Here is a 21,039-nt window from a genome sequence, read left to right as displayed (position 1 = left end):
CGAAGGCTTAGATAGGGTGGATGGACAGAGACGCGCCAAGAGGATAGCCAGCCGGGCCATGGCCAAGAAGAAAGACGACAACCCGAACTACAAGGTGATCGCCGAGAACCGGCGCGCCCGCTTCGATTACAAGATCGAGGAGGACGTCGAATGCGGCATCGTGCTGCAGGGCTCGGAGGTGAAGTCGCTGCGTCTCAACCAGGCCAATATCGCCGAGAGCTACGCCGAGGTGAAGGACGGCGAGCTGTGGCTGATCAACTCTTACATCGCGCCCTACGAGCAGGCGATGTTCGGCCACGAGGACCGGCAGCCGCGCAAGCTCCTGGCCTCGAAGCGCGAGCTGGCGAAGTTCTGGAACGAGACCAGCCGCAAGGGCATGACGCTGGTGCCGCTGGTCCTCTACTTCAATCACCGCGGCATCGCGAAGATCAAGATCGCGCTGGCCAAGGGCAAGAAGACCGTCGACAAGCGCGAGACTGCCGCCAAGCGGGACTGGAACCGGCAGAAGCAGCGGCTCCTGAAGGAGAACGGCTGAACTTGCCTCTCGGGGGGCCCCGTTCTAAGCACTGGAGCGACCCTGACCTGACCGAGGTGGCGAAAGTGACCGACGATCCCCGGACCCTCGTCTCGACCGACTGGCTGGCCCAGCATCTGAACGACCCCGACCTGCGGGTCATCGACGCGAGCTGGTATCTGCCGGCCATGCAGCGCGACGCCAAGGCCGAATACGAGGCGGCCCATATCCCCGGCGCGCGCCATGTCGACATCGACGCGCTGAGCGACGCGCGCTCGGAGCTGCCGCATATGGCCCCGCCGCCCGAGAAGTTCATGTCGCGGATGCGGGCGCTCGGCATCGGTGACGGCCACCAGGTGGTGGTCTACGACGGCGCGGGTCTGTTCTCGGCCGCGCGGGTCTGGTGGATGTTCAAGCTCATGGGCCACATGGATGTGGCGGTGCTCGACGGCGGCTTCCCGAAGTGGCAGGCCGAGGGCCATCCGGTCGAGGACATGGCCCCGGTGATCCGCGACCGGCACATGACCGTGCGGCGCCAGGCGCATCTGGTGCGCGACGTCACCCAGGTTTCCTCGGCCGCCAAGCTCGGCGATCACGAGATCATCGACGCCCGCCCGGCGGCGCGCTTCGCCGGCAGCGACCCCGAGCCGCGCCCGGGGCTGCGCGCGGGCCATATCCCGGGCTCCAAGAACCTGCCCTTCACCGCGCTTCTGAACGGCGACGGCACGCTGAAATCCCCCGAGGCGCTGCGCGCCGCCTTCGAGGCCGCCGGCGTCGATCTCGGCAAACCCGCGATCACCTCCTGCGGCTCGGGCGTGACCGCCGCGGTGCTGAGCCTCGCCATGGAGCGCTTCGGCAAGCGCGACCATTCCCTCTATGACGGGTCCTGGTCCGAATGGGGCCAGTTTCCGACCCTGCCCGTCGCAACCGGAGAAGATTGATGTTCGAACATCTCAAGGACCAACCCGCCGACAAGATCCTGGCGCTGATGCAGGCCTACAAGGAAGACCCGCGCGAGGAGAAGATCGACCTCGGCGTCGGCGTCTACAAGGACGCCAGCGGCAACACCCCGATCATGAGGGCGGTCAAGGCGGCCGAGAAGCGGCTCTGGGACGAGGAGCAGACCAAGGCCTATACCGGGCTGGCGGGCGATCCGCTCTTCGGCGAGCGCATGGCTTCGCTGGTCCTGGGCGACGCGGTCTCGCTCGACAGCGTGGCGCGGGTCGCGACCCCGGGCGGCACCGGCGCGGTGCGCCAGGCCTTCGACCTGGTGCGCATGGCCAACCCCGAGGCGCGGGTCTTCGTCTCCGATCCGACGTGGCCCAACCACCTGTCGATCCTGAAGCACATGGGCATCGCGCATGTGCCCTACCGGTATTTCGACGCCGAGACCGGTGGCGTGGATTTCGACGGCATGATGGAAGACCTCGCGGGCGCGGGCAAAGGCGACATCGTGCTGCTGCACGGCTGCTGCCACAACCCGACCGGCGCGAATCTCACCATGGAGCAGTGGAAAGAGGTCGCCGACCTGGTGAACAAGACCGGCGCGGTGCCGATGATCGACATCGCCTACCAGGGCTTCGGCGACGGGCTCGAGGCCGATGCCGGCCCGACCCGGCTGATCGCGGCGCATTGCCCCGAGGTGCTGATCGCGGCCTCCTGCTCGAAGAACTTCGGCATCTACCGCGAGCGCACCGGCTGCCTGATGGCGGTCGCCCATGAGGCCGGGCGGCACAAGACCAATCAGGGCACGCTGGCCTATCTCAACCGGCAGAACTTCTCCTTCCCGCCGGACCATGGGGCGCGGCTGGTGCTGATGATCCTCGGCGACGACAAGCTGCGCGCCGACTGGGAGGCCGAGCTCGAGGAGGTGCGCCTGGGCATGCTGGAGCTGCGCGAACAGCTCGCGCGCGAGCTGCGCGAGCTTTCGGGCTCGGACCGCTTCGGCTTCCTGGCCCAGCACCGCGGCATGTTCTCGCGCCTGGGCGTCGGGCCCGAGAAGGTCGAGGCGCTGCGCGAGAAGCACGGGGTCTACATGGTCGGCGACAGCCGGATGAACATCGCCGGGCTGAACGCCGAGACCGTGCCGAAACTGGCGCGCGCGATCATCGACGTGGGCATCTGATCTGGCGGAGCGGGCGGCCTTATGGGCCGCCCGCGCATGTCATGTCGCCCGGGGCCGGGGGCCCCGGTCTCCGGTGCGCCTTCGGCGGGAGAGTATTTTCGGCCCGGTCATGCTGCGGGGCGGGGTGCATTTGCCCCGGCGAGGCGCGCGGGTTTGGTCTGTTTTTTGGGGGTTGGATTGTGAGGGGCCGTGTCCGGGGTGGGGCGCGGCTTTTTTGTTGTCGGGGGCCGCGTTGGGGCCGCGGAAGTCGCCGGGGTTGGCCTGCTTTCTTGAAATGTTGGTGCCGCGCCTGAGGGGGCGGGAGTGGCCCCGCCGGTGGTGACCGGCGAGGCCTGGTCTGCTGCCAGAGGGGGAGCCCCATTGGCCGCATGACCGGGCGCGGCCATCGGCGCTCCCGCCTGTTCCGCCGGGGCAGATTGCGGGCGGGAGGGTTAATGTGGCGTTAAAGCCGCCCGGTCACGCCCGGTGGTAGGGCGTGCCAGCAAGGATCGCGGTGGCGCGGTAGATCTGTTCCGAGAGCATCACGCGCGCCAGCATATGCGGCCAGACCATCTCGCCGAAGCCCAGCGTCATCTCGGCCTCGTCGCGGAGCGTGGGGTCGATCCCGTCGGCGCCGCCGATCACGAAGGCCACGTCCTGCCGCCCGGTGTCGCGCCAGCCCGCCAGCGTCTCGGCGAAGCCCGGCGAGGAGAGCCGCCGCCCGCGTTCGTCGAGACAGCAGGTCAGCGCGCCGCGCGGCAGGGCGCCGCGCAGAAGCGCGGCCTCGGCCGCCGGGCCGCCCCCCTTGCGGTCCTCGACCTCGTTGAGCTGGACGGAAGAGATCCCGAGCGCGCGCCCGGCCCTGCGGGCGCGGTCGAGGTAGTCGTCGACGAGCATCTTCTCCGGCCCGCGCTTGAGCCGCCCGACGACGCAGAGATGCAGCCGCATTACTGGGGCGTGCGGCCGGTGGGCGTGGGCACCCACATCTTCTCGATCTGGTAGAACTCGCGGACTTCCGGGCGGAAGACATGGACGATCACGTCGCCGCTGTCGATCAGCACCCAATCGCCGGTTTCCTTGCCTTCGACCTTGGAGAGCAGGCCATGCGCCTGCTTCAGGTCCTCGACCACCTTGTCGGCGATCGCGCCGACCTGGCGCGAGGAGCGGCCCGAGCAGACCACCATGTAATCGGCCATGGCGGATTTGCCGCGCAGGTCGATCTGCACGGTGTCGTCGGCCTTCATGTCATCGAGGGACTTGCGGATCAGGGCGAGGGTGTCCTCGCTCGAGTGATCTGCATGGGTCGGGCCCGTCACGGGGCCGCCCTGTTCAGCGGTGGACGCCGCGGACGCGTGTGGCAACAGGACGATGTCCTCCTTCGGTTACGGCGCGGGGATACGCTCCCGCGCGAGGCGTGGTGTAAAGATAGCATCGGGGGCATGAAATCTCAATGACAGGGCCTTGAGGCCGGCGAGAGCCGGTCAGGCGCCATAAGGCACCCAGACCGACTTCACCTCGGTGGCGGCATCGTGGAAGGCGCGGGCGCCGCCCTCGGGGCCGAACCAGTCGCGCTCGCGGCCCTGGTCGACCAGCGTGCGCTTGAGATTGCCCGCCGCGCGGCGCTCGATCTCGCCCGAGAGATCGGCCCCGGAGAAGCTCCAGAGCGCGTCGAGATCGGCGTGATCGGCCAGCGTCTTGGCGAGGTCCGCATGCGGGCCTGTCAACAGGTTCACCGCGCCCGCGGGCACATCCGAGGTCTCGAGAAGCTGGGTCACTTCCTGGGCGATCAGCGGGAAGGGCTCGGAGGCCACCAGCACCAGCCGGTTGCCCATGGCGAGCGCCGGGGCCATGAGCGACACCAGCCCCAGCAGCGGCGCCTCGTCGGGGCAGAGCGCGCCAAGGACACCCACCGGCTCGCGCAGCGCCATGGCCAGGCCGCGCATCGGCACGGCGCGGGCCTCGCCGGCGAATTTGTCGGCCCAGGCGGCGGCCTCGAAAAGCCGGGTGATCGCGGTCTCGACCTCCTTGGCGCCGGTCTTGCTGCCGGTCATCGCGTCGAGACGCGCGGCCAGTTCGGACGCGCGGGCCGAGAGGTTCTCGCCCAGGTAATAGAGCACCTGCGCGCGGTTGTGCGCGGTGGCCCCGGACCAGCCCTTGGCGGCGCGGGCGGCCTCCACGGCGTTGCGCACGTCCTTGCGGTTGGCGATGGGCGCCTGGCCGAGGACCCGGCCCTTGGCGTCATAGACAACCTGCGCGTAGCCGCCGTCGGGCCGCGCCTGCTTGCCGCCGATGAAGAGCTTGGCGGTGCGGTCCACCGGCTGCGGCTCGGCCTCGGCACCGGCGAAGGGCGCGATGCGCTTCTTGGCCTTCGGTTTGCCCGCGGGCTTGGTGTAGGCCAGCAGCCCCTCGGGCCCGCCCTCGCGGCCGAAGCCCGACTCGCGCATGCCGCCGAAGGGGGCGGAGGCGTCGAACATGTTGGTGCCGTTCACCCAGACCACGCCCGCGACCAGCTTCGGCGCGATGTCGAGCGCGACGTTGATGTTCTCGGACCAGACCGAGGCGGCCAGCCCGTAGCGGGTGTTGTTGGCCAGTTCCACCGCCTCGGAAGGCGTGCGGAAGGTGGTCGAGACCAGGACCGGGCCGAAGATCTCCTCCTGCATGAGCGGGGAGGCGGGCGAGAGGTCCGAGATCAGCGTCGGCGGGTAGAAGCAGCCCTCGGGCACCGGACAGGCGGCGCGGTAGACCGAGCCCTCGGCGCCCTCGACCAGCGAGGTGATCCGGGCGAGCTGCTCGGGATGCACGATGGCGCCCACGTCGATCGACTTGTCGAGAGGATCGCCGAGGCGCAGCTTGTCCATCCGCGCGGTGAGCTTGGCGTGGAAGCGTTCGGCGACGCCCTCCTGCACCAGAAGCCGCGAGCCCGCGCAGCAGACCTGCCCGCCGTTGAACCAGATCGCATCGACCAGCCCTTCGACCGCGCTGTCGAGATCGGCGTCCTCGAAGACGATGTAGGGCGACTTGCCGCCCAGCTCGAGGGTCAGCGCCTTGCCGCTGCCGGCGGTGGCCTGGCGGATCTTGCGGCCGACCTCGGTGGAGCCGGTGAAGGCCACCTTGTCGACCTCCGAGGCGACCAGCGCCGCGCCGGTGGCGCCATCGCCGGTGACGATGTTGACCACGCCCTTGGGCAGGCCCGCCTGGCGGCAGATGTCGGCGAAGAGAAGCGCGGTGAGCGAGGTCCATTCCGCCGGCTTCAGCACCACGGTGTTGCCCATGGCCAGCGCCGGGGCGACCTTCCAGGCCAGCATCAGGAGCGGGAAGTTCCAGGGCACCACCTGGCCGCAGACGCCATGGGCGACGCGGCCGGGCACGGTCTCTTCCATGAGCTGGGCGCAGCCCGCGTGGTAGTAGAAATGCCGCTGGGCGGTGGGGATGTCGATGTCGCGGCTCTCGCGGATCGGCTTGCCGTTGTCGAGGCTCTCGAGCACCGCGAAGAGCCGCGAGTGCTTCTGCAGAAGCCGGGTAATCGCGTAGAGGTGCCGCGCGCGGCCGGGGCCGCCGAGCTTTTCCCAGGCAGCTTGGGCCTTGCGCGCGGCGGCGACCGCGGTGGCGACGTCGTCCTCGGTGCCCTGGGTGATCTCGGCCAGCACCTCGCCATTGGCGGGGTTCGTGGTCTCGAAGGTCTCGCCGGGCTTGGTGAAGCCGCCGTCGATGAAATGCCCGAAGCGCGCGCCCTGGTCGGTGATCCAGGCCAGCGCGTCGCCGGCCGCCTCGGGGGCGGGGCCATAGTCCATCGTCTCGAAGATCTCTTTCACGCCCATGTTCGCCTCACGCCATCGCATGCCGCCAGGACGCCGAATAGGCCCCGGTAACATGGTGTTCCAATTGCCGCTCGATATCGCCCAGAAGGCTGGAGGCGCCGAAGCGGAAGAGATGCGGAGACAGCCAGTCGTCGCCCAGCTCCTCCTTGATCAAGGCCAGGTAGGTCAGCGCGTCCTTGGCCTTGGAGATGCCGCCCGCGGGCTTGTAGCCGACGCGGAAGCCGGTGGCCTCGTGGAAGTCGCGGATCGCGCGGATCATCACCAGGCTGACGGGCAGGGTGGCGTTGACGCCTTCCTTGCCGGTCGAGGTCTTGATGAAATCCGCCCCGGCCATCATGCACACCAGGCTCGCCCGGGCGACGTTCTGCAGGGTTCCCAGCTCGCCGGTCGCGAGGATCGCCTTCACATGCGCCTCGCCGCAGGCCTGGCGGAAGGCGCGCATCTCGTCGTAGAGCGCCTGCCAGTTGCCGGTCAGCACGTGGCGGCGCGAGATCACGATGTCGATCTCCTGGGCGCCGGCCTCCACGCTTTCGCCGATCTCGGCCAGCCGCAGGTGGAAGGGCGAGAGCCCGGCGGGAAAGCCGGTCGAGACCGCGGCGACCGGAATGCCCGAGCCTTCGAGGCAGGAGACCGCGGGCGCCACCATGTCGTGGTAGACGCAGACCGCCCCGGTGGTCAGCCCGGTCAGCCCCAGCGTCTCGAGGAGGTCGGCGCGCACCGGCTGGCGCGCCTTGGCGCAGAGCCGGCGCACCCGTCCCTCGGTGTCGTCGCCCGCCAGGGTGGTCAGGTCGATCATCGAGATCGCCCGCGCCAGCCAGGCGGCCTGGTGGTCCTTTTTCACGCTGCGCCGTCCCGGCAGCGTCGCGGCGCGCCGTTCGATGGCCGAGCGGTTGGCGGTCGCGCGCATCACCCAGTCGAGGTCGAGCGCGGTCCCGGGGTTCCGGGGCTCGACGGTCTGCGGCAGGAGCGTCGCGGTCGTTGTGCTTTGCATGTGGCCGGTCTTTCCTTGTCTTGGCCGGAAAGTCGCATGGCCCGGAGCCGGGAGCAAGAAGTGCCGCTCCGTCACGTCACCCGGGCCGCGGGCCCGCGCAAGGCGCGATTGTGCGCTGGCGCAAAGCCTCTCCGCGCAGGCGGCATGGACCCGCCGGGCGGGGCCCATAGTTTCTGATCCAAGCGATAGGAGGAACTCATGGGCAAGCTCGTCAACGGCGAATGGAAAGACCAGTGGTACGACACCTCGAAGACGGGCGGGAAATTCGTCCGCTCCGAGACCAAGTTCCGCAACTGGATCACCCCCGACGGCAGCGCTGGCCCCTCGGGCGAGGGCGGCTTCCCGGCGGCAAGCGGGCGCTACCACCTTTATGTCAGCTATGCCTGCCCCTGGGCGCATCGGGCGCTGGTCTTCCGCAAGCTCAAGGGGCTCGAGGAGCACATCGGCGTCTCGGTGGTGCATCCCGACATGCTCTCGGACGGCTGGACCTTCGAGAGCGACTATCCCGGCGCCACCGGGGACCAGCTTTACGGGCTGCCCTTCGCGCGGGACATCTACCTCAAGGCCGATCCCGAGATCTCCGGCCGGGTCACCGTGCCGATCCTCTGGGACAAGGAGCGCGAGACCATCGTGTCGAACGAATCGGCCGAGATCATCCGCATGTTCAACTCGGCCTTCGACGGGCTGACCGGCAACCGCGACGACTACTGGCCCGAGGAGCTGCGCGAGGCGATCGAACCGGTGAACGCGCGGATCTACGACACGGTGAACAACGGCGTCTACAAATCCGGCTTCGCCACCTCGCAAGAGGCCTATGACGCCGCGGTCTATCCGCTCTTCGAGACGCTGGACTGGATCGAGGAGCGGCTGGCCGAGAACCGCTATCTCATGGGCGACCGGGTGACCGAGGCCGACTGGCGGCTCTTCACCACGCTCATCCGCTTCGACAAGGTCTACCACGGCCACTTCAAGTGCAACCGCAACCGGATCGTGGATTTCCCCCATCTCTGGGGCTACCTGCGCGAGCTCTACCAGTGGCCCGGCGTCGCCGAGACGGTGAACTTCGACCACATCGTGCGGCACTACCACTACAGCCACGAGTCGGTGAACCCGCACCGCATCGTGCCCATGGGCCCGGCGCTCGACCTGATGGCGCCGCATGGCCGCGACCGGCTGAAGGCCGCCTGAGCGGGCCATGCCCGGGGCGGCGCGCTTCCCAGCCCGCCCCGGCGCTGCTAGAGACCGCGCGATTTCAGAACCACACCGGGGGAAACCCATGTTCCGAACGACCGCCCTAGCGCTGGCCTTCCTGGCCATGCCCGCCTCGGCCTTCGCACAGGCCTGCGGCGGCGATTTCACCGCCTTCAAGGCCGGCCTCAAGGAGGAGGCCGTGGCGCGCGGCATCGCGCCCGCCAGCGCCGAGCGTTTCCTGGCCTCGGTCAGCCGCGACCAGTCGGTCCTGGCCGCCGACCGCCGCCAGGGCATCTTCCAGGCGCCCTTTATCGACTTCTCGCGCCGCCTGATCAGCCAGAACCGGCTCGACCGGGGCCGCCAGATGGGCGAGCGCTACGATGCCACTTTCGACCGCATCGAGGAGCGCTTTGGCGTGCCGCGCGGCGTGCTCCTGGCCTTCTGGGCCTTCGAGACGGACTTCGGCGCGGTGCAGGGCGACTTCAACACCGCCGACGCGCTGGCGACCCTGGCGCATGACTGCCGCCGCCCCGAGCTCTTCCGCCCGCAGGTCTTCGCCGCGATGGAACTGGCCGAACGCGGCGATTTCGACCCGGCGACCACCACCGGCGCCTGGGCCGGCGAGATCGGCATGGTGCAGATGCTGCCCGAGGACATCCTGACCAACGGGATCGACGGCGACGGCGACGGCAAGGTGACGCTGAAGACCTCTGAAGAGGACGCGCTGATGTCCGGCGCGGCGATGCTGGCCGATCTCGGCTGGCGCGCGGGCGAGCCCTGGCTCGAGGAGGTCTCGCTGCCGGCGGAGTTCGACTGGTATCAGACCGGGCTCGAAACCCGGAAGCCCGCGGGCGACTGGGCCGCCATGGGCGTCAGCGCCCGCGACGGCGAGATCGACCGCCCGGACCTGCCCGCCTCGATCCTGCTGCCGCAGGGCAAGGACGGCCCGGCCTTCCTCGCCTATCCCAATTTCCCGGTGCTCTTCGAGTGGAACAAGAGCTTCACCTATGTGCTGACCGCCGCCTATTTCGCCACCCGCCTCGAGGGCGCGGGGATCTACGACGCGGGCAATCCCGCGCCCGGTCTCTCGGGCGAAGAGATGGTGCGGCTCCAGGAAAAGCTGCAGGCGCGCGGCTATGACGTGGGCGGCGCCGACGGCATCCTCGGCGCGGGCACCCGCGCGGCGGTGCGCGACGTCCAGCGCGAGCTGGGCCTGCCGGCGGACGCCTGGCCGACGCGCGAGCTGCTGAATCGGCTGTAAGCAAGATCCAGGCGCCGGGCCCTGCCGCTTGGGCGGGGCCCGCGGGGCGCCTCAGGCCACCATCTTCTCGGCCTTCTTGAGGTCGACCGAGACAAGCTGGCTGACCCCCTGTTCCTGCATCGTCACCCCGAAGAGCCGGTCCATGCGCGCCATGGTCACCGCGTGGTGGGTGATGATCAAAAAGCGCGTGTCGGTGCGGCGGCACATCTCGTCGAGCATGTCGCAGAAGCGGGTCACATTGGCGTCGTCGAGCGGCGCGTCGACCTCGTCGAGGACGCAGATCGGCGCGGGGTTCGCGAGGAAGACCGCGAAGATCAGCGCCAGCGCGGTCAGCGTCTGCTCACCGCCCGACAGGAGCGACAGGGTCGAGAGCTTCTTGCCCGGCGGCTGGCACATGATCTCGAGCCCGGCTTCCAGCGGGTCGTCGCTTTCGACCATGACGAGGTTCGCCTCGCCGCCGTTGAAGAGATGCGTGAAGAGCATCGAGAAATTGGCGTTCACCTGCTCGAAGGCGGTCAGGAGCCGCTCGCGGCCCTCGCGGTTGAGCGAGGAGATGCCGGTGCGCAGGGCCTTCACCGCCTCTTCGAGGTCGGCCTTCTCGCTGGCGAGCGTGTCGTGTTCCTCCTGGACCTCGCGGGCGTCCTCCTCGGCGCGCAGGTTGACCGCGCCGAGCGCGTCGCGCTGGCGTTTCAGCGCGTTGACCTGGGTGTCGATCTGGTCGGCGGCGGGGATCTCCTCGGGGGTGACGTCGAGCCGGGTCAGCAGCGCCTCGGGGGTGGTTTCCTGTTCCTCGTCGATGCGCTCGGCGGCGGTCGTCACCGCCTCGCGGGCAGCCTCGGCGCGGGCCTCGGCGGCGGCGCGGGCCTCGCGCGCCTCGGAGGCCAGCCGTTCGGCCTCGCGCTCGCCGGTCACGGCGTCGCGCAGCAGGGTCTCGGCCTCGGCCAGGGTGTCGGCGGCGGTGCGGCGGCGGGCCTCGGCCTCCTCGATGGAGCGGCTGAGCTTGTCGTGCTGCGCCTCGAGCTCGGCCGGCCGGTCCTTGGCCTCGGCCAGTTCCTCGGCGGCCAGGTCCTTGCGCTCGGCCAGTTCCGCGCTGCGGCCCTTGGCGGTCTCGAGCCGGTGGCGCCAGCCCGAGAGCTCCTTGGTGACCTGCTGGCTGCGGGCGGTGCGGGCCTCGCCCTCGCGGCGCAGCTCGTCATGGGCGGAGCGCTTGGCCATCATGGTCATCCGCGCCGCCTCGACGGTCAGCTTGATGTCCTCGACCTCGGCGCGGGCGGCCTCGAGGTCGCCCAGCTCGGCGACGCTGCGCTCGGCCTCGGTGACCTGCTTGCGCGCGGCGGTGGCCTCGTCCTCGTGGCGCCCGACCGAGAGCCGCGCGCTGTCGAGCCGCCCTTCGGCCATGTCGCGGTCGGCCTCGGCGCGGTTCAGCGTCCGGCTCGCCTCGGTCACCGCCTGGTCGGCGGCGCGGCGGGCTTCGCGGGCCTCCTTGTCGGCGCGGGTCAGATCGGCCAGCCGGGTCTGCAGCGCCTCATGCGCCTGGCGCGCGCCGGCGAGCTGCGATTCGGCGCGGTTGACCTCCTGCTTCAGCGCCTCGAGGCGGTTCAGCTGCTCGAGCCTGAGCGCCGCGGCCGAGGGCATGTCCTCGGACCAGGCGCGGTAGCCGTCCCAGCGCCACAGATCGCCGTCGCGGCTGACCAGCCGCTGGCCCGGCTTCAGGTGGCGCTGCAGCGCCGTGCCGTCCTCGGGCTCGACCAGGCCGATCTGGCTCATCCGGCGTTCCAGGACGTCGGGCACCGAGACATGCTGGGTCAGCGCGGTGACCCCCTGGGGCAGTGGCTGGGCGGCGTCATAGGCCGGCAGCACGGTCCAGCCCGAGGGGCCGTCGGCCTCCACCTCGGGGGCGCGCAGATCGTCGGCGAGCGCGGCGCCGAGCGCCTTTTCGAAGCCCTGTTCGACCTGCAGCCGGTCGAGGATCTGCCCGCCCTCGGCGGTGTCGCGGTCGAGAAGCCGCGCCAGCGCCGTGACCTCGGCGCTGAGCGCGTTCAGCTCGCCCTCGGCGGAGCTGCGTTCGCTGCGCGCCTCGGCCTCGCGCGACTGGGTCTCGGCGCGGGCGGCCTCGGCCTCGGAGAGGACCTCCTCGGCGCGGGCGGCGGTGTCCTGGGCCTGGGCCAGCTCCTCGGCGGCGGCGGTCTTGCGGTCGGTCGTGGCCTCGAGCCGCGCCTCGGCCTCGCGCACGGTGTCGCGGGCGCGGGCGGCCTCGCCCTCGTGGCGGTCGAGGGTCTTCTGCATGTCGGCGAGGTAGCGATGCGCCGACTGGTGGCGCGCGGCGAGCCGGGCGACATCCTCGGTGCGCTCGGACAAGAGCCCCTCGCGGTCCTGCAGGACCGCGGCCGCGTCATGCGCGGCCTCCGAAGCCTCGGCGACGCGGTCCTCGTGGCCTTCGCCGGCGCGGGCCAGCTCGCGGGCCTCCCATTCGAGCCGTTCGATGGTCTCGCCGGCGTCGCGGTTCAAGCCGCTCTCGCGGTCGATGTCATGGGTGAGCTGGTCGATGCGCCGGGTCAGCGTGTTGATCGTATCCTCGGCGCGGGCCTTCTCGTCCTTGAGCGTGTCGCGCTCCACGGTCAGCCGCTGCAGGATCGCGGCGGCGACGGATTCCTCGTCGCGGAGCGGCGGCAGGCGCTCTTCCTGGGCCTCGCGCTGGGTGGCGGCCTCGCGCGCGGCCTTCTCGGCACGGGCGGCGCCGCTGACGCGTTCGCGCAGGGCCTCTTCGGCGCGGGCGCGGGCGGTGTCGGCGTCGCGCCAGCGGCGGTAGAGAAGCAGCCCCTCGGCCTGCCGCAGCTCCTCGCCGATGGCGCGGTAGCGGGCGGCCTGCCGGGCCTGCCGCGCGAGGCTCGAAAGCTGGCTCGCGAGCCCCTCGATCACGTCGTCGACGCGGGTGAGATTGGCCTCGGTGTTCTTCAGCTTCAGCTCCGCCTCGTGGCGGCGCTGGTAGAGGCCCGCGATGCCGGCGGCATCCTCGAGGATGCGGCGCCGCGACTTCGGCTTGGCGTTGATCAGCTCGGAGATCTGGCCCTGCCGGACCAGCGCCGGCGACTGCGCCCCGGTCGAGGCATCGGCGAAGAGCATCTGCACGTCGCGCGCCCGGGTGTCCTTGCCGTTGGCCTTGTAGGCCGAGCCCGCGTCGCGGGTGATGCGGCGGATGATCTCGAGCTGGTCGCTGTCGTTGAAGCCCGAGGGGGCGAGCCGTTCGCTGTTGTCGATCTGCAGCGTGACCTCGGCGAAGTTGCGCGCCGGGCGCGAGCCCGAGCCCGCGAAGATCACGTCTTCCATGCCGCCGCCGCGCATGGCGGTGGGGCGGTTCTCGCCCATGACCCAGCGCAGCGCTTCGAGCAGGTTGGACTTGCCGCAGCCGTTGGGCCCGACGACGCCGGTCAGCCCGTCGGCGATGATCAGGTCCGTGGGGTCCACGAAGCTTTTGAAGCCGGTGAGTTTGAGTTTCGAAAAGCGCAAAGGCCCGGGCCCCCGATTCCGCGTTTGACGACGATGGTGGCCGCGCGGGTCGCGGCGAGTCAAACAAAATGCCGCTCATATGGCGGTGATCCGCTCGTTATCCACAAGATATCGGCGGATGAGCGAGATTTGGCATGGTTGACCGCGGCGCGAACCACGGGTTCTCTGTGCCGCGCAGCAGCAAGAGACAGGCCGCCCCATGCCCCTCCGCATCGCAAAGGTCGACCCCTTTTCGCCCCCGATCGCGGCGGTTCTGCGCCAGAGCCACGCGCTGATGCAGGCGATGTTCCCGCCCGAGGAGAATGCGTTCCTGGACCTGCCCGCGCTCGCCGCGCCCGAGGTGACGCTCTGGGCGGCGTTTGAGGGGGTGGAGGGCGTTGCGCTCGACGGTGCGGCTCTGGATGATGCCGAGGTTTTAGGCACCGTGGCGCTCAAACGCGAGGACCGTGCCGGGCGCGCCCCCGAGCGCACCGGCGAGGTAAAATCCCTCTTCGTCAGCGAAGCCGCCCGCGGACGCGGGGTGGGCGAGGAGCTTCTCGCCCATCTCGAGACCGAAGCGCGGGCCGAGGGCCTCACCGTCCTGCGCTTGGAGACCGGGCGCGGCCTGGACGCGGCGCGACGGCTCTACGAGCGGGCGGGTTTCAGCGAGCGCGGGGTCTTTCCGCCTTATGTGCCCAACCGTTCGAGCCTGTTCTTCGAGAAGCGCCTTGGCGGTGAGCAGAGCTGAGGGATCTTTCACCGCACCGCACCGCACCGCACCGCACCGCACCGCACCGCACCGCACCGCACCGCACCGCACCGCACCGCACCGCACCGCACCGCACCGCAGGTTGCAGGGCGCTACATCAGGTCTGCTGGTGGTGGGAGGTGGCCTCCACACCGCCGGTCGCCGGGCGTAACCTCCTCGCCCAACCTTCACCACCACGCCAACCCACCCCAAACCCTCACCGCCGCCGGCAGCTCAGCGCGATGTCGCTCGCCGTGAGGCCGCCGCCGAGGTCGCGGCTTTGGGTCAGCGCCTCGCAGCTCCAGTAGCGGTTGCGCGGGGGCGGCGGCGGGTCGGGGCCGCCGGGGCAGGCGAGGCCGAGGAGCATCATCGCCTGGTCGCCGGTCACCCAGGCCACCCGGCAGCCGGTGCGCCGTTCCGCGGCCGTGCCGGCCTTGCGCGCCACCGGCTGGAAGCGCGGCAGCCATTCCGGCGAGACGCGCTGCGCCTCCAGAAGCGGGCCGTCGCGGCGGAGGAGGAAGCGCGAGCCGTCCTGCGTCACCGTCTCTGCGGGCAGACCGGAAAACCCCGGGCCGCCGGAATTGCAGGACAGACAGAAACAGGCCGCGAGCAGGGCCAGGACACGGATCACCATGCCCGCATCCTGCCGCGCGACCTCTCAAGTAAGGGTTAACGCCCGCGCCATTTTGCCGAAAGCGCGCTCAGCCCCTGGGCCAGGAAGGTCACATCCGCGCCGACGGCCACAAATTGCGCCCCGGCCTCGAAATGCGCCGCGATGGCCGCGTCCGAGAAGTCGATGATGCCGCCGGCCTTCTCCGAGGCGGCGATGCGCGCCAGCGTCTCGGCCACCACCTGGCGCATCTCGGGCGCATCGGCGCGGCCCGGGTAGCCCAGGTCGGCCGACAGATCGGCGGGGCCGACGAAGACCCCGTCGACGCCCTCGACCGCGAGGATCTCGTCCAGCGCCTCGAGCGCGGCGCCGGTCTCCACCTGCACGATCAGGCACATCTGGTCGTTGGCGCTGGCGACGTAATCCTTGTCCCGCCCGAAGTTAGTCGCGCGGCCCAAGGCGCCGCCCATGCCGCGGATGCCCTCGGGCGGGTAGCGCATGGCGCGGACCAGCGCGCGGGCCTCCTCGGCGGAGTTCACCATGGGGATCAGCAGCGTCTGCACCCCGGTGTCGAGCACCTGCTTGATCAGCCAGGGCTCGCCCATGGGCAGGCGCACGATCGGGTGGCTGTGCGGGCTGATGACCTGCATCTGCCGGGCGATGGCGGCCAGGTCGTTGGGCGCGTGTTCGCCGTCGATCAGCAGCCAGTCGAAGCCCGCGCGGGCCACCACCTCGGCGGCATAGGGATCGGCAAAGCCCATCCAGAGCCCGATCTGCCGCTCGCCCGCCGCCAGCGCCGCCTTGAAGGGGTTCTTCGGTGCCGCCATGCCATCCTCCCGCCTGGGTCACATCCGGGGGCGAGAATTTCCGCCCGGGGCGGGAATGGCAAGGGGGCTAGCGCCGGGTCCAGAGCCGCCAGGCCGACCAGAGCGCGGTGCCGAGGAAGAAGACCCCGGCGATGCCGAAGACCTCGAAGAGCGCGGCGCCGCGCGGCATGCCCCGGATCGCCACCGCGGCGGCCAGCAGGCCCAGCCCGCCGATGCTGAAGCACAGCCGGAAGATCAGCTCGCCCCGGCCGGGCCCGTTCCCGGCCATCAGAGGCTGACCTCGACGCCGGGCAGGTTCAGCGCCTTCAGAAGCTCGCGCAGCTCCTGCCGGGCGGCGATATTGGAGATGTTGAGCTGCTTGACGCCCACGTCCTTGAGATCGAGCAGCGTCAGCCCGCGCGGGAAGAGCTCGCGGAAGACCACCCGTTCCGAGAAACCCGGCGCGATGCGGAAGCCGATGCGCTTCGACAGCCGGTCGAGCGCCTTTTCCATCTTCTGCTTGTTGACCATCTGCTGGGCGCCGAGCCGGTTGCGCAGCACCACCCAGTCGATCGGCGTGAGCCCGGCCTGGGCGCGCAGCTGGCGGGCGTTCCAGACCATCTCGGAATAGACCGAGGGGCCCTCGATCTTGACCCCGTCCGAGGCGATATGCGCCAAGAGGTCGAAATCGACGAAACTGTCGTTGAGCGGCGTGACCAGCGTGTCGGCCAGCGAATGCGCCACCTGGCTCAGCCGGGTGTGCGAGCCGGGGCAGTCGATCAGCACGAAGTCGGAATCGGGCTCCAGCGTGGCGATGGCGGCGGACAGCCGGTGATCATAGAGGTTCTCGCCCGGCGGCAGGCTGTCCTTGTCGATCTCGGGCAGCTCGATATAGGTCGGCACCGGCAATTCCATGCCGGCCGAGGCGGCGTAATTGCGGCGGTTGTTGACGTAGCGGCCAAAGCTCTGCTGGCGCAGATCGAGATCCAGCGCGCCGACGCGATAGCCCAGACGCACCAGCGCCGAGGCGATATGCATCGACACGGTCGACTTGCCCGCGCCCCCCTTTTCGTTCCCCACAACGATGATATGCGCCACGATTGTCCCCAGATATTCCCCGTATCAGATCAGGCGCTACGGTATCTTGGGGGACCCCACAAGTGAAGTGCGCGCAGCCCGCAAGCCGCGAATCGCGGCCTCGGGGTCACGACCCGAAGGCGATATCGGCCACCACCGGGTAGTGATCCGAGGGCCATTCCCCGGCGAATCGCTTCTGCAGCGTCACCGGCCCGGCCTCCAGGGTCAGCTCGGGGCTGAGCGCGATATGGTCGATCGCGCCAAAGAGGTTCAGCCCGCGGTCGAAGTGATAGGTCGCGCCGGGCACCTCGAGAAAGCGCAGGCCGGTCTCTGCGAGGATCTCCACCGTGGGCGCGCCGCGCCGGGCGTTCAGATCGCCGGTCAGGATCACCGGCCCCTCGGCCCGGCGGGGGCCGAGCCTCTCGGCGGTCAGCTCTGCGGACTTCAGGCGGTTCGAGCCGCTGCTGTATTCGTAATGCAGGTTCATCACAGTGAAGCTCTGCCCGCCGTCGCGGTCGCGGAACCGCGCCCAGGAGGCGAAGGCCGGGTAGGAGCCGTCGAAGGTGCGCGAATAGATCACGTCGGGCGTGTCGGAGAAGAAGAACCACCCCTGGTCGATCTGCTCGAGCCGCGCGCTGCGGTAGAAGATCGGCTGGGTCGAGGGGAAGCTGCGCCAGTCGCCGACGGCGGCGGCGGAATAGCCCGGGTTGCGCGCGAGCAGGTAGTCGCGGGCCAGGTTCTCTTCGTCGGAATTGCCGCCCGCGAAGCTTTCCATTTCCTGGAAGGCCACGATGTCGGCGTCGAGCGCCTTGAAGGCGGCATCCATGGCCGGCGCGCGGCTGGCCCAGTCGGCGCGCGACCAGGCGCCCTCGGCGCGGTTGGCCCAGATGTAATGCACGTTGTGGGTGGCGACGCGCAGCGTGCCCTCTTCGCGGGGCGGCAGGGTGCTGTCGGTGGAATGGCCGACCTGCAGCGCGCAGGCGACCAGCGCCAGGAGGGCGACCACGGCGAGGACCGCCTTGAAGAGCCGTCTGAGGATCATCATCCGCGCCTTTCCCTGTGGTGTTGTGCGCGCGCCGGGACGGTCAGGGACCTTTGTCCGACCCCGGCGCGTTGTCGGTTGAGGGCAAGGTAAAGGACAGAACCAGGATGTCGAAGAGCCCGAGATCACAATCCGCGGCTGGCCGGACGCCTCGGCGCGGTGGGAAAGCCACCGAGGGCGAGGGCAAGGCCGAGACGCCGACCCGCGCAGCGCAGGCTGCCGAGAGCAAGGGGGGCGCGCCAGCCAAGCGGACAACGAAGAGCGCCGCGAGCCAAAGCCGGAAAAGCGCCGGCACCAAAGCGGCGCCGGCGAAGCGTGGCGCGGCGAAGACCTCCAGCGCCACGGCAGCCCCAGAGAAGCGCAGCGCGGCGAAGAGCACTGGCACCAAGACGGCCTCGACGAAGCGCGGCGCAGCAAAAAGCACCGCAACCAGCGCCAAGCCCGCTGACGCCGCCACCACGGCACCCGTCCCCCCCGCCGCCGAGACCCCCGACCACAAGGAGAAGATCGGCAGCCAGCTCGAGGCCTACCGCGCGCTGGCCGCGCGCTACGTCGAGGCGCCCTTCATGTTCCGGCCCGCCGACCTCACCGGCCAGGCGCGGCGCGAACACGTCCGGCGCACGATCCTCGAGGACCACGCCCTGCGCATCGACCAGCGCGCCCATGGCACCCGCGACAAGTTCGAGAAGCTCGCGGGCTCGCTCTTCTCCTTCTTCCGGGGCACCTCGCTCCTGTTCCATCGCGACATGCTGGGCGCCGACGCGCGGATGCCGACGGTGCTGGCGCTGGGCGACGTGCATCCCTCGAACTTCGGGGTGATGCCCAATGCCGACAACGTGCCGATCTTCGGGGTCAACGACTTCGACGACGCGATCTACGCGCCCTTCTCCTGGGATCTGAAGCGCGGCGCCACGGGCTTCCTGATCGCCGCCGAGGAAGAGGGCGGGCACAAGCGCAAGCGCCAGAAGAAGATCGCCCGCAAGTTCCTGCGCGGCTATCTCGACGGGATTCGCCATTTCGCCCGGCACGAGACCGAGATCCACGCCCAGATGCGCGAGGACAACGCGCCCAAGGTGATCCGGCGGCTCTTCGAGGAGGCCCGGACCAAGCGCGCGGACTGGCTGCAGAAGCGCTACCTCGACGACAGCGGGCGGGGCTTCCGCGCCAATGACGAGTTGACGCCGATCTCTTCGCGCCGCGACGAGTTCCAGGGGCTGATCGACGCGCTGGCCAAGGCCAACGGCATCCGCCCCGAGGGCCGCGCGGGCACGCTGCGGGTCAAGGACGTCGCGATGCGGCACGGGCAGGGCACCGCCTCGCTGGGGCTGCCGCGCTACTACTGCCTGCTCGAGGGCCCGTCGCGGGATGCCAGCGACGACCTGATCGTCGAGTTCAAGCAGGCCCGGCGCTCGGCGCTCGAAGGACTGGTGCCGCCGCATGACTTCGACGCGGGCACCAAGGCCGAGCGCATCGCCCATGGCCAGTCGGTGCATCTTTCGGATGGCGATGTCTTCTACGGCAGCGCGGAGATCGACGGGCTCAGTTTCATGTCCCGCGAGCGCGCACCCTTCCGCGAGGACATTGACCTCGACGATCTCTCGAAGAAGACCTGGAAGCGTTACGCCCATGCCTGCGGCTGGGCGCTGGCGCTGGCCCATGCGCGTTCGGACGACGCAGGCCTTCTCGACTACGACATCGAGGAGAGCATCCTCGAGGCCGTGGCGCCCGAGCGGCTCTTCATCGAGGACACGCTGCGCTTCGCCGAAGAGGCGGTGGCGCGGATGCGCCAAGACCAGGCCTACTACCGCCAGGATCTGAAGATGGGCGCCTTCGACGCGACGCTGCACCGGTATCGGTAGGGCGCGCTGTCGGGGCGGAAGGTGCGGGCGACCGGAAGGTAAGTGGGCTTTGGGCGCGCAGCGGCTACGCCCCCCTTAATTGCGCGGCCCGCTCCGCGCCGGCTCACTCCGGCGCGAGGTAGATGCCCTTGGCGGCCAGCACCTCGCGGCGGGGCAACCAGTCGTAACGCGCGTCCTCCTCGGTCGGGCCCCAGTAGAGCACCCCTCCGTAGCGCCAGGGGTCGATCACCAGCCCCTCGCGGTAGCCGTCGCCCTCGGCCGAGATGATCAGCGTCGAATGCTCCAGCCGCATCAGGTTGCGCGGCGGGGCCACGGCGCGGTGCAGATCGAGGGTCTGGAAGTCCTCCTGCCGCATCCGCCGCTCCATGTCCTGGGCCCAGTGCCAGCAGAGCCCGCGCGGCTTCAGCCCGGCGTTGACCTTGGTGTTGTGCACCACCGGGCTGTCCTCGATCTCGTAGAGCGCGCGCAATTCCAGCGGGTAGGTGACGGCGATCCGCGCGGCGCGGGCGGCCTCCTCGGGGTCGACCTCGGCGTCGAGCGCCCGGAAGGCGCGGGTCAGCGCGGCGATCTCGTCCTGGCGGCTGGTGCTGTCGGGCAGCGGCGCCGCGGCGCAGGCGGCCAGCAGGAGCAGGGCGCCGAGGCACAGCGCGCGTGTCAGGATGTTCCGCATGGTCGGCCCGTCTGTCCCTTCGCGATGAAGGGGGTTCTAGCGGGCGGGGGCAGGGCTGTCGATGCGGCCCGGCGGGGCAATGAGGGGCCCCGAACACGAAATCGCCGCCCCGAAGGGCGGCGATCCCGTAAACTTTCCGCGAGGGGACGGGCGATCAGAAGCCCAGGCCCTCGTACTTCTTCTTGAAGCGCGAGACGCGGCCGCCCTGGTCCATCAGGCGCGAGGAGCCACCGGTCCAGGCCGGGTGCACGGTCGGGTCGATGTCCAGCGTCAGCGTGTCGCCTTCCTTGCCCCAGACGGTGCGGGTCTCGAAGCTGCTGCCGTCGGTCATCTTGACGGTGACGACGTGGTATTCGGGATGAAGGTTCTTTTTCATGTCGACGATCCTTGCACCGGCTTCTTGCCGTCGCCCTTGAGGGCCTTGTAGTTGACGTCCTCGGCGATCCGGGCCGACTTGCCGCGGCGCGAGCGCAGGTAGTACAGCTTCGCACGGCGCACCTTGCCGCGGCGGACCACGGTGATCGCGTCGATATTGGTGGAGTAGAGCGGGAACACGCGCTCGACGCCCTCACCAAAGGAAATCTTGCGGACGGTGAACGAGCCGGCGATGCCATGGCCGTTCTTGCGGCTGATGCACACGCCTTCGAAGTTCTGCACGCGGGTGCGCGTGCCTTCGGTCACCTTGTAGCCGACGCGCACGGTGTCGCCGGCCTTGAAGTCGGGAATGTCCTTCCCGAGCGAGGCGATCTGTTCCGCCTCGAGTTCTGCGATCAGGTCCATCTGATCTCTCCATCTCTGCTCACGGTTGCCCCGTGAAGGTGTCTCGCGTTCCGAGAGCTCCGGTCTTCGGTCGGGTCCGCCT

20 protein-coding genes are annotated in these 21,039 nt (G+C 69.9%); 7 read left to right on the top strand and 13 right to left on the bottom strand.

Annotated elements, in window-relative coordinates; all coding sequences use genetic code 11:
- Nucleotides 1–58: 58 nt before the first annotated feature.
- The 3 genes from smpB (at nucleotide 59) to LR948_RS11555 (ending at nucleotide 2,639) form a co-directional block, all read left to right on the top strand.
- Nucleotides 59–535 (top strand): SsrA-binding protein SmpB, encoded by a 477-nt coding sequence (gene smpB / locus LR948_RS11565; RefSeq protein ID WP_232754184.1) that lies wholly within the window; start codon nucleotides 59–61, stop codon nucleotides 533–535.
- Nucleotides 536–600: 65 nt separating this feature from the next.
- Nucleotides 601–1,455 carry a 3-mercaptopyruvate sulfurtransferase gene (sseA, locus tag LR948_RS11560; protein WP_232754183.1) on the top strand — a complete coding sequence of 285 codons (855 nt, stop codon included), beginning with the start codon at nucleotides 601–603 and terminating at the stop codon, nucleotides 1,453–1,455.
- Entirely contained in the window at nucleotides 1,455–2,639 is a 1,185-nt protein-coding gene (locus tag LR948_RS11555; protein ID WP_232754182.1) for an amino acid aminotransferase, read from the top strand. Before sseA ends, LR948_RS11555 begins: the two co-directional genes overlap by 1 nt.
- A 456-nt stretch (nucleotides 2,640–3,095) precedes the next feature.
- On the opposite strand, the gene rlmH is transcribed toward LR948_RS11555, so the two are convergent.
- From rlmH to deoC, 4 genes are all read right to left on the bottom strand, one after another.
- Nucleotides 3,096–3,566, bottom strand: coding sequence for a 23S rRNA (pseudouridine(1915)-N(3))-methyltransferase RlmH (gene rlmH / locus LR948_RS11550; RefSeq protein ID WP_232754181.1), 471 nt, complete (start codon nucleotides 3,564–3,566; stop codon nucleotides 3,096–3,098).
- Nucleotides 3,566–3,934 (bottom strand): ribosome silencing factor, encoded by a 369-nt coding sequence (rsfS, locus tag LR948_RS11545; RefSeq protein WP_232754180.1) that lies wholly within the window; start codon nucleotides 3,932–3,934, stop codon nucleotides 3,566–3,568. The genes rlmH and rsfS overlap by 1 nt, the downstream gene beginning before the upstream one ends.
- A 165-nt stretch (nucleotides 3,935–4,099) precedes the next feature.
- Nucleotides 4,100–6,436 carry an aldehyde dehydrogenase family protein gene (locus LR948_RS11540; protein ID WP_232754179.1) on the bottom strand — a complete coding sequence of 779 codons (2,337 nt, stop codon included), beginning with the start codon at nucleotides 6,434–6,436 and terminating at the stop codon, nucleotides 4,100–4,102.
- A gap of 7 nt (nucleotides 6,437–6,443) precedes the next feature.
- Nucleotides 6,444–7,427 carry a deoxyribose-phosphate aldolase gene (gene deoC / locus LR948_RS11535; RefSeq protein ID WP_232754178.1) on the bottom strand — a complete coding sequence of 328 codons (984 nt, stop codon included), beginning with the start codon at nucleotides 7,425–7,427 and terminating at the stop codon, nucleotides 6,444–6,446.
- Nucleotides 7,428–7,625: 198 nt separating this feature from the next.
- Here deoC and LR948_RS11530 point away from each other — a divergent pair, with 198 nt between their 5' ends.
- Both LR948_RS11530 and LR948_RS11525 read left to right on the top strand, forming a co-directional pair.
- Nucleotides 7,626–8,615 carry a glutathione S-transferase family protein gene (locus LR948_RS11530; RefSeq protein WP_232754177.1) on the top strand — a complete coding sequence of 330 codons (990 nt, stop codon included), beginning with the start codon at nucleotides 7,626–7,628 and terminating at the stop codon, nucleotides 8,613–8,615.
- An 88-nt stretch (nucleotides 8,616–8,703) separates the two neighbouring features.
- The gene (locus LR948_RS11525) at nucleotides 8,704–9,879 is read left to right on the top strand and encodes a lytic murein transglycosylase (RefSeq protein ID WP_232754176.1); all 1,176 of its coding nucleotides are present in this window, start codon (nucleotides 8,704–8,706) and stop codon (nucleotides 9,877–9,879) included.
- A gap of 51 nt (nucleotides 9,880–9,930) precedes the next feature.
- On the opposite strand, the gene smc is transcribed toward LR948_RS11525, so the two are convergent.
- The gene (gene smc / locus LR948_RS11520; protein WP_232754175.1) at nucleotides 9,931–13,386 is read right to left on the bottom strand and encodes a chromosome segregation protein SMC; all 3,456 of its coding nucleotides are present in this window, start codon (nucleotides 13,384–13,386) and stop codon (nucleotides 9,931–9,933) included.
- A 199-nt stretch (nucleotides 13,387–13,585) separates the two neighbouring features.
- Between smc and LR948_RS11515 the strand changes: the two genes are divergently transcribed.
- Entirely contained in the window at nucleotides 13,586–14,113 is a 528-nt protein-coding gene (locus tag LR948_RS11515; RefSeq protein ID WP_232754174.1) for a GNAT family N-acetyltransferase, read from the top strand.
- Nucleotides 14,114–14,330: 217 nt separating this feature from the next.
- On the opposite strand, the gene LR948_RS11510 is transcribed toward LR948_RS11515, so the two are convergent.
- The 5 genes from LR948_RS11510 to LR948_RS11490 form a co-directional block, all read right to left on the bottom strand.
- The gene (locus LR948_RS11510; RefSeq protein ID WP_232754173.1) at nucleotides 14,331–14,747 is read right to left on the bottom strand and encodes a hypothetical protein; all 417 of its coding nucleotides are present in this window, start codon (nucleotides 14,745–14,747) and stop codon (nucleotides 14,331–14,333) included.
- A gap of 35 nt (nucleotides 14,748–14,782) precedes the next feature.
- On the bottom strand, nucleotides 14,783–15,550 hold the full coding sequence (locus LR948_RS11505; protein WP_232754172.1) for an HpcH/HpaI aldolase/citrate lyase family protein: 768 nt from the start codon (nucleotides 15,548–15,550) through the stop codon (nucleotides 14,783–14,785).
- Nucleotides 15,551–15,617: 67 nt separating this feature from the next.
- Entirely contained in the window at nucleotides 15,618–15,818 is a 201-nt protein-coding gene (locus LR948_RS11500) for a hypothetical protein (protein WP_232754171.1), read from the bottom strand.
- Nucleotides 15,818–16,627: a division plane positioning ATPase MipZ gene (locus LR948_RS11495; RefSeq protein WP_232754170.1), complete on the bottom strand. Its 810-nt coding sequence runs from the start codon at nucleotides 16,625–16,627 to the stop codon at nucleotides 15,818–15,820. Before LR948_RS11495 ends, LR948_RS11500 begins: the two co-directional genes overlap by 1 nt.
- A 106-nt stretch (nucleotides 16,628–16,733) precedes the next feature.
- Nucleotides 16,734–17,651 (bottom strand): endonuclease/exonuclease/phosphatase family protein, encoded by a 918-nt coding sequence (locus tag LR948_RS11490; RefSeq protein ID WP_232754169.1) that lies wholly within the window; start codon nucleotides 17,649–17,651, stop codon nucleotides 16,734–16,736.
- A 104-nt stretch (nucleotides 17,652–17,755) separates the two neighbouring features.
- On the opposite strand from LR948_RS11490, the gene LR948_RS11485 reads away from it, so the two are divergent.
- Nucleotides 17,756–19,507: a DUF2252 family protein gene (locus LR948_RS11485; protein WP_232754168.1), complete on the top strand. Its 1,752-nt coding sequence runs from the start codon at nucleotides 17,756–17,758 to the stop codon at nucleotides 19,505–19,507.
- Between the two features lie 103 nt (nucleotides 19,508–19,610).
- Here the strand turns inward: LR948_RS11485 and LR948_RS11480 are convergent, their stop codons facing one another.
- From LR948_RS11480 to rplS, 3 genes are all read right to left on the bottom strand, one after another.
- Entirely contained in the window at nucleotides 19,611–20,177 is a 567-nt protein-coding gene (locus tag LR948_RS11480) for a hypothetical protein (RefSeq protein ID WP_232754167.1), read from the bottom strand.
- Between the two features lie 154 nt (nucleotides 20,178–20,331).
- A complete protein-coding gene (gene rpmE, locus LR948_RS11475; RefSeq protein ID WP_232754166.1) occupies nucleotides 20,332–20,553 on the bottom strand; it encodes a 50S ribosomal protein L31 in 222 nt (73 codons plus the stop codon).
- Nucleotides 20,550–20,957 carry a 50S ribosomal protein L19 gene (gene rplS, locus LR948_RS11470; protein ID WP_232754165.1) on the bottom strand — a complete coding sequence of 136 codons (408 nt, stop codon included), beginning with the start codon at nucleotides 20,955–20,957 and terminating at the stop codon, nucleotides 20,550–20,552. Before rplS ends, rpmE begins: the two co-directional genes overlap by 4 nt.
- Nucleotides 20,958–21,039 lie beyond the last annotated feature (82 nt).

Origin of the sequence: Roseivivax sp. GX 12232, from assembly GCF_021272185.1 — a bacterium.
Taxonomy (GTDB): domain Bacteria; phylum Pseudomonadota; class Alphaproteobacteria; order Rhodobacterales; family Rhodobacteraceae; genus Roseivivax.
This window is presented reverse-complemented; position numbering and strand designations above follow the sequence as displayed.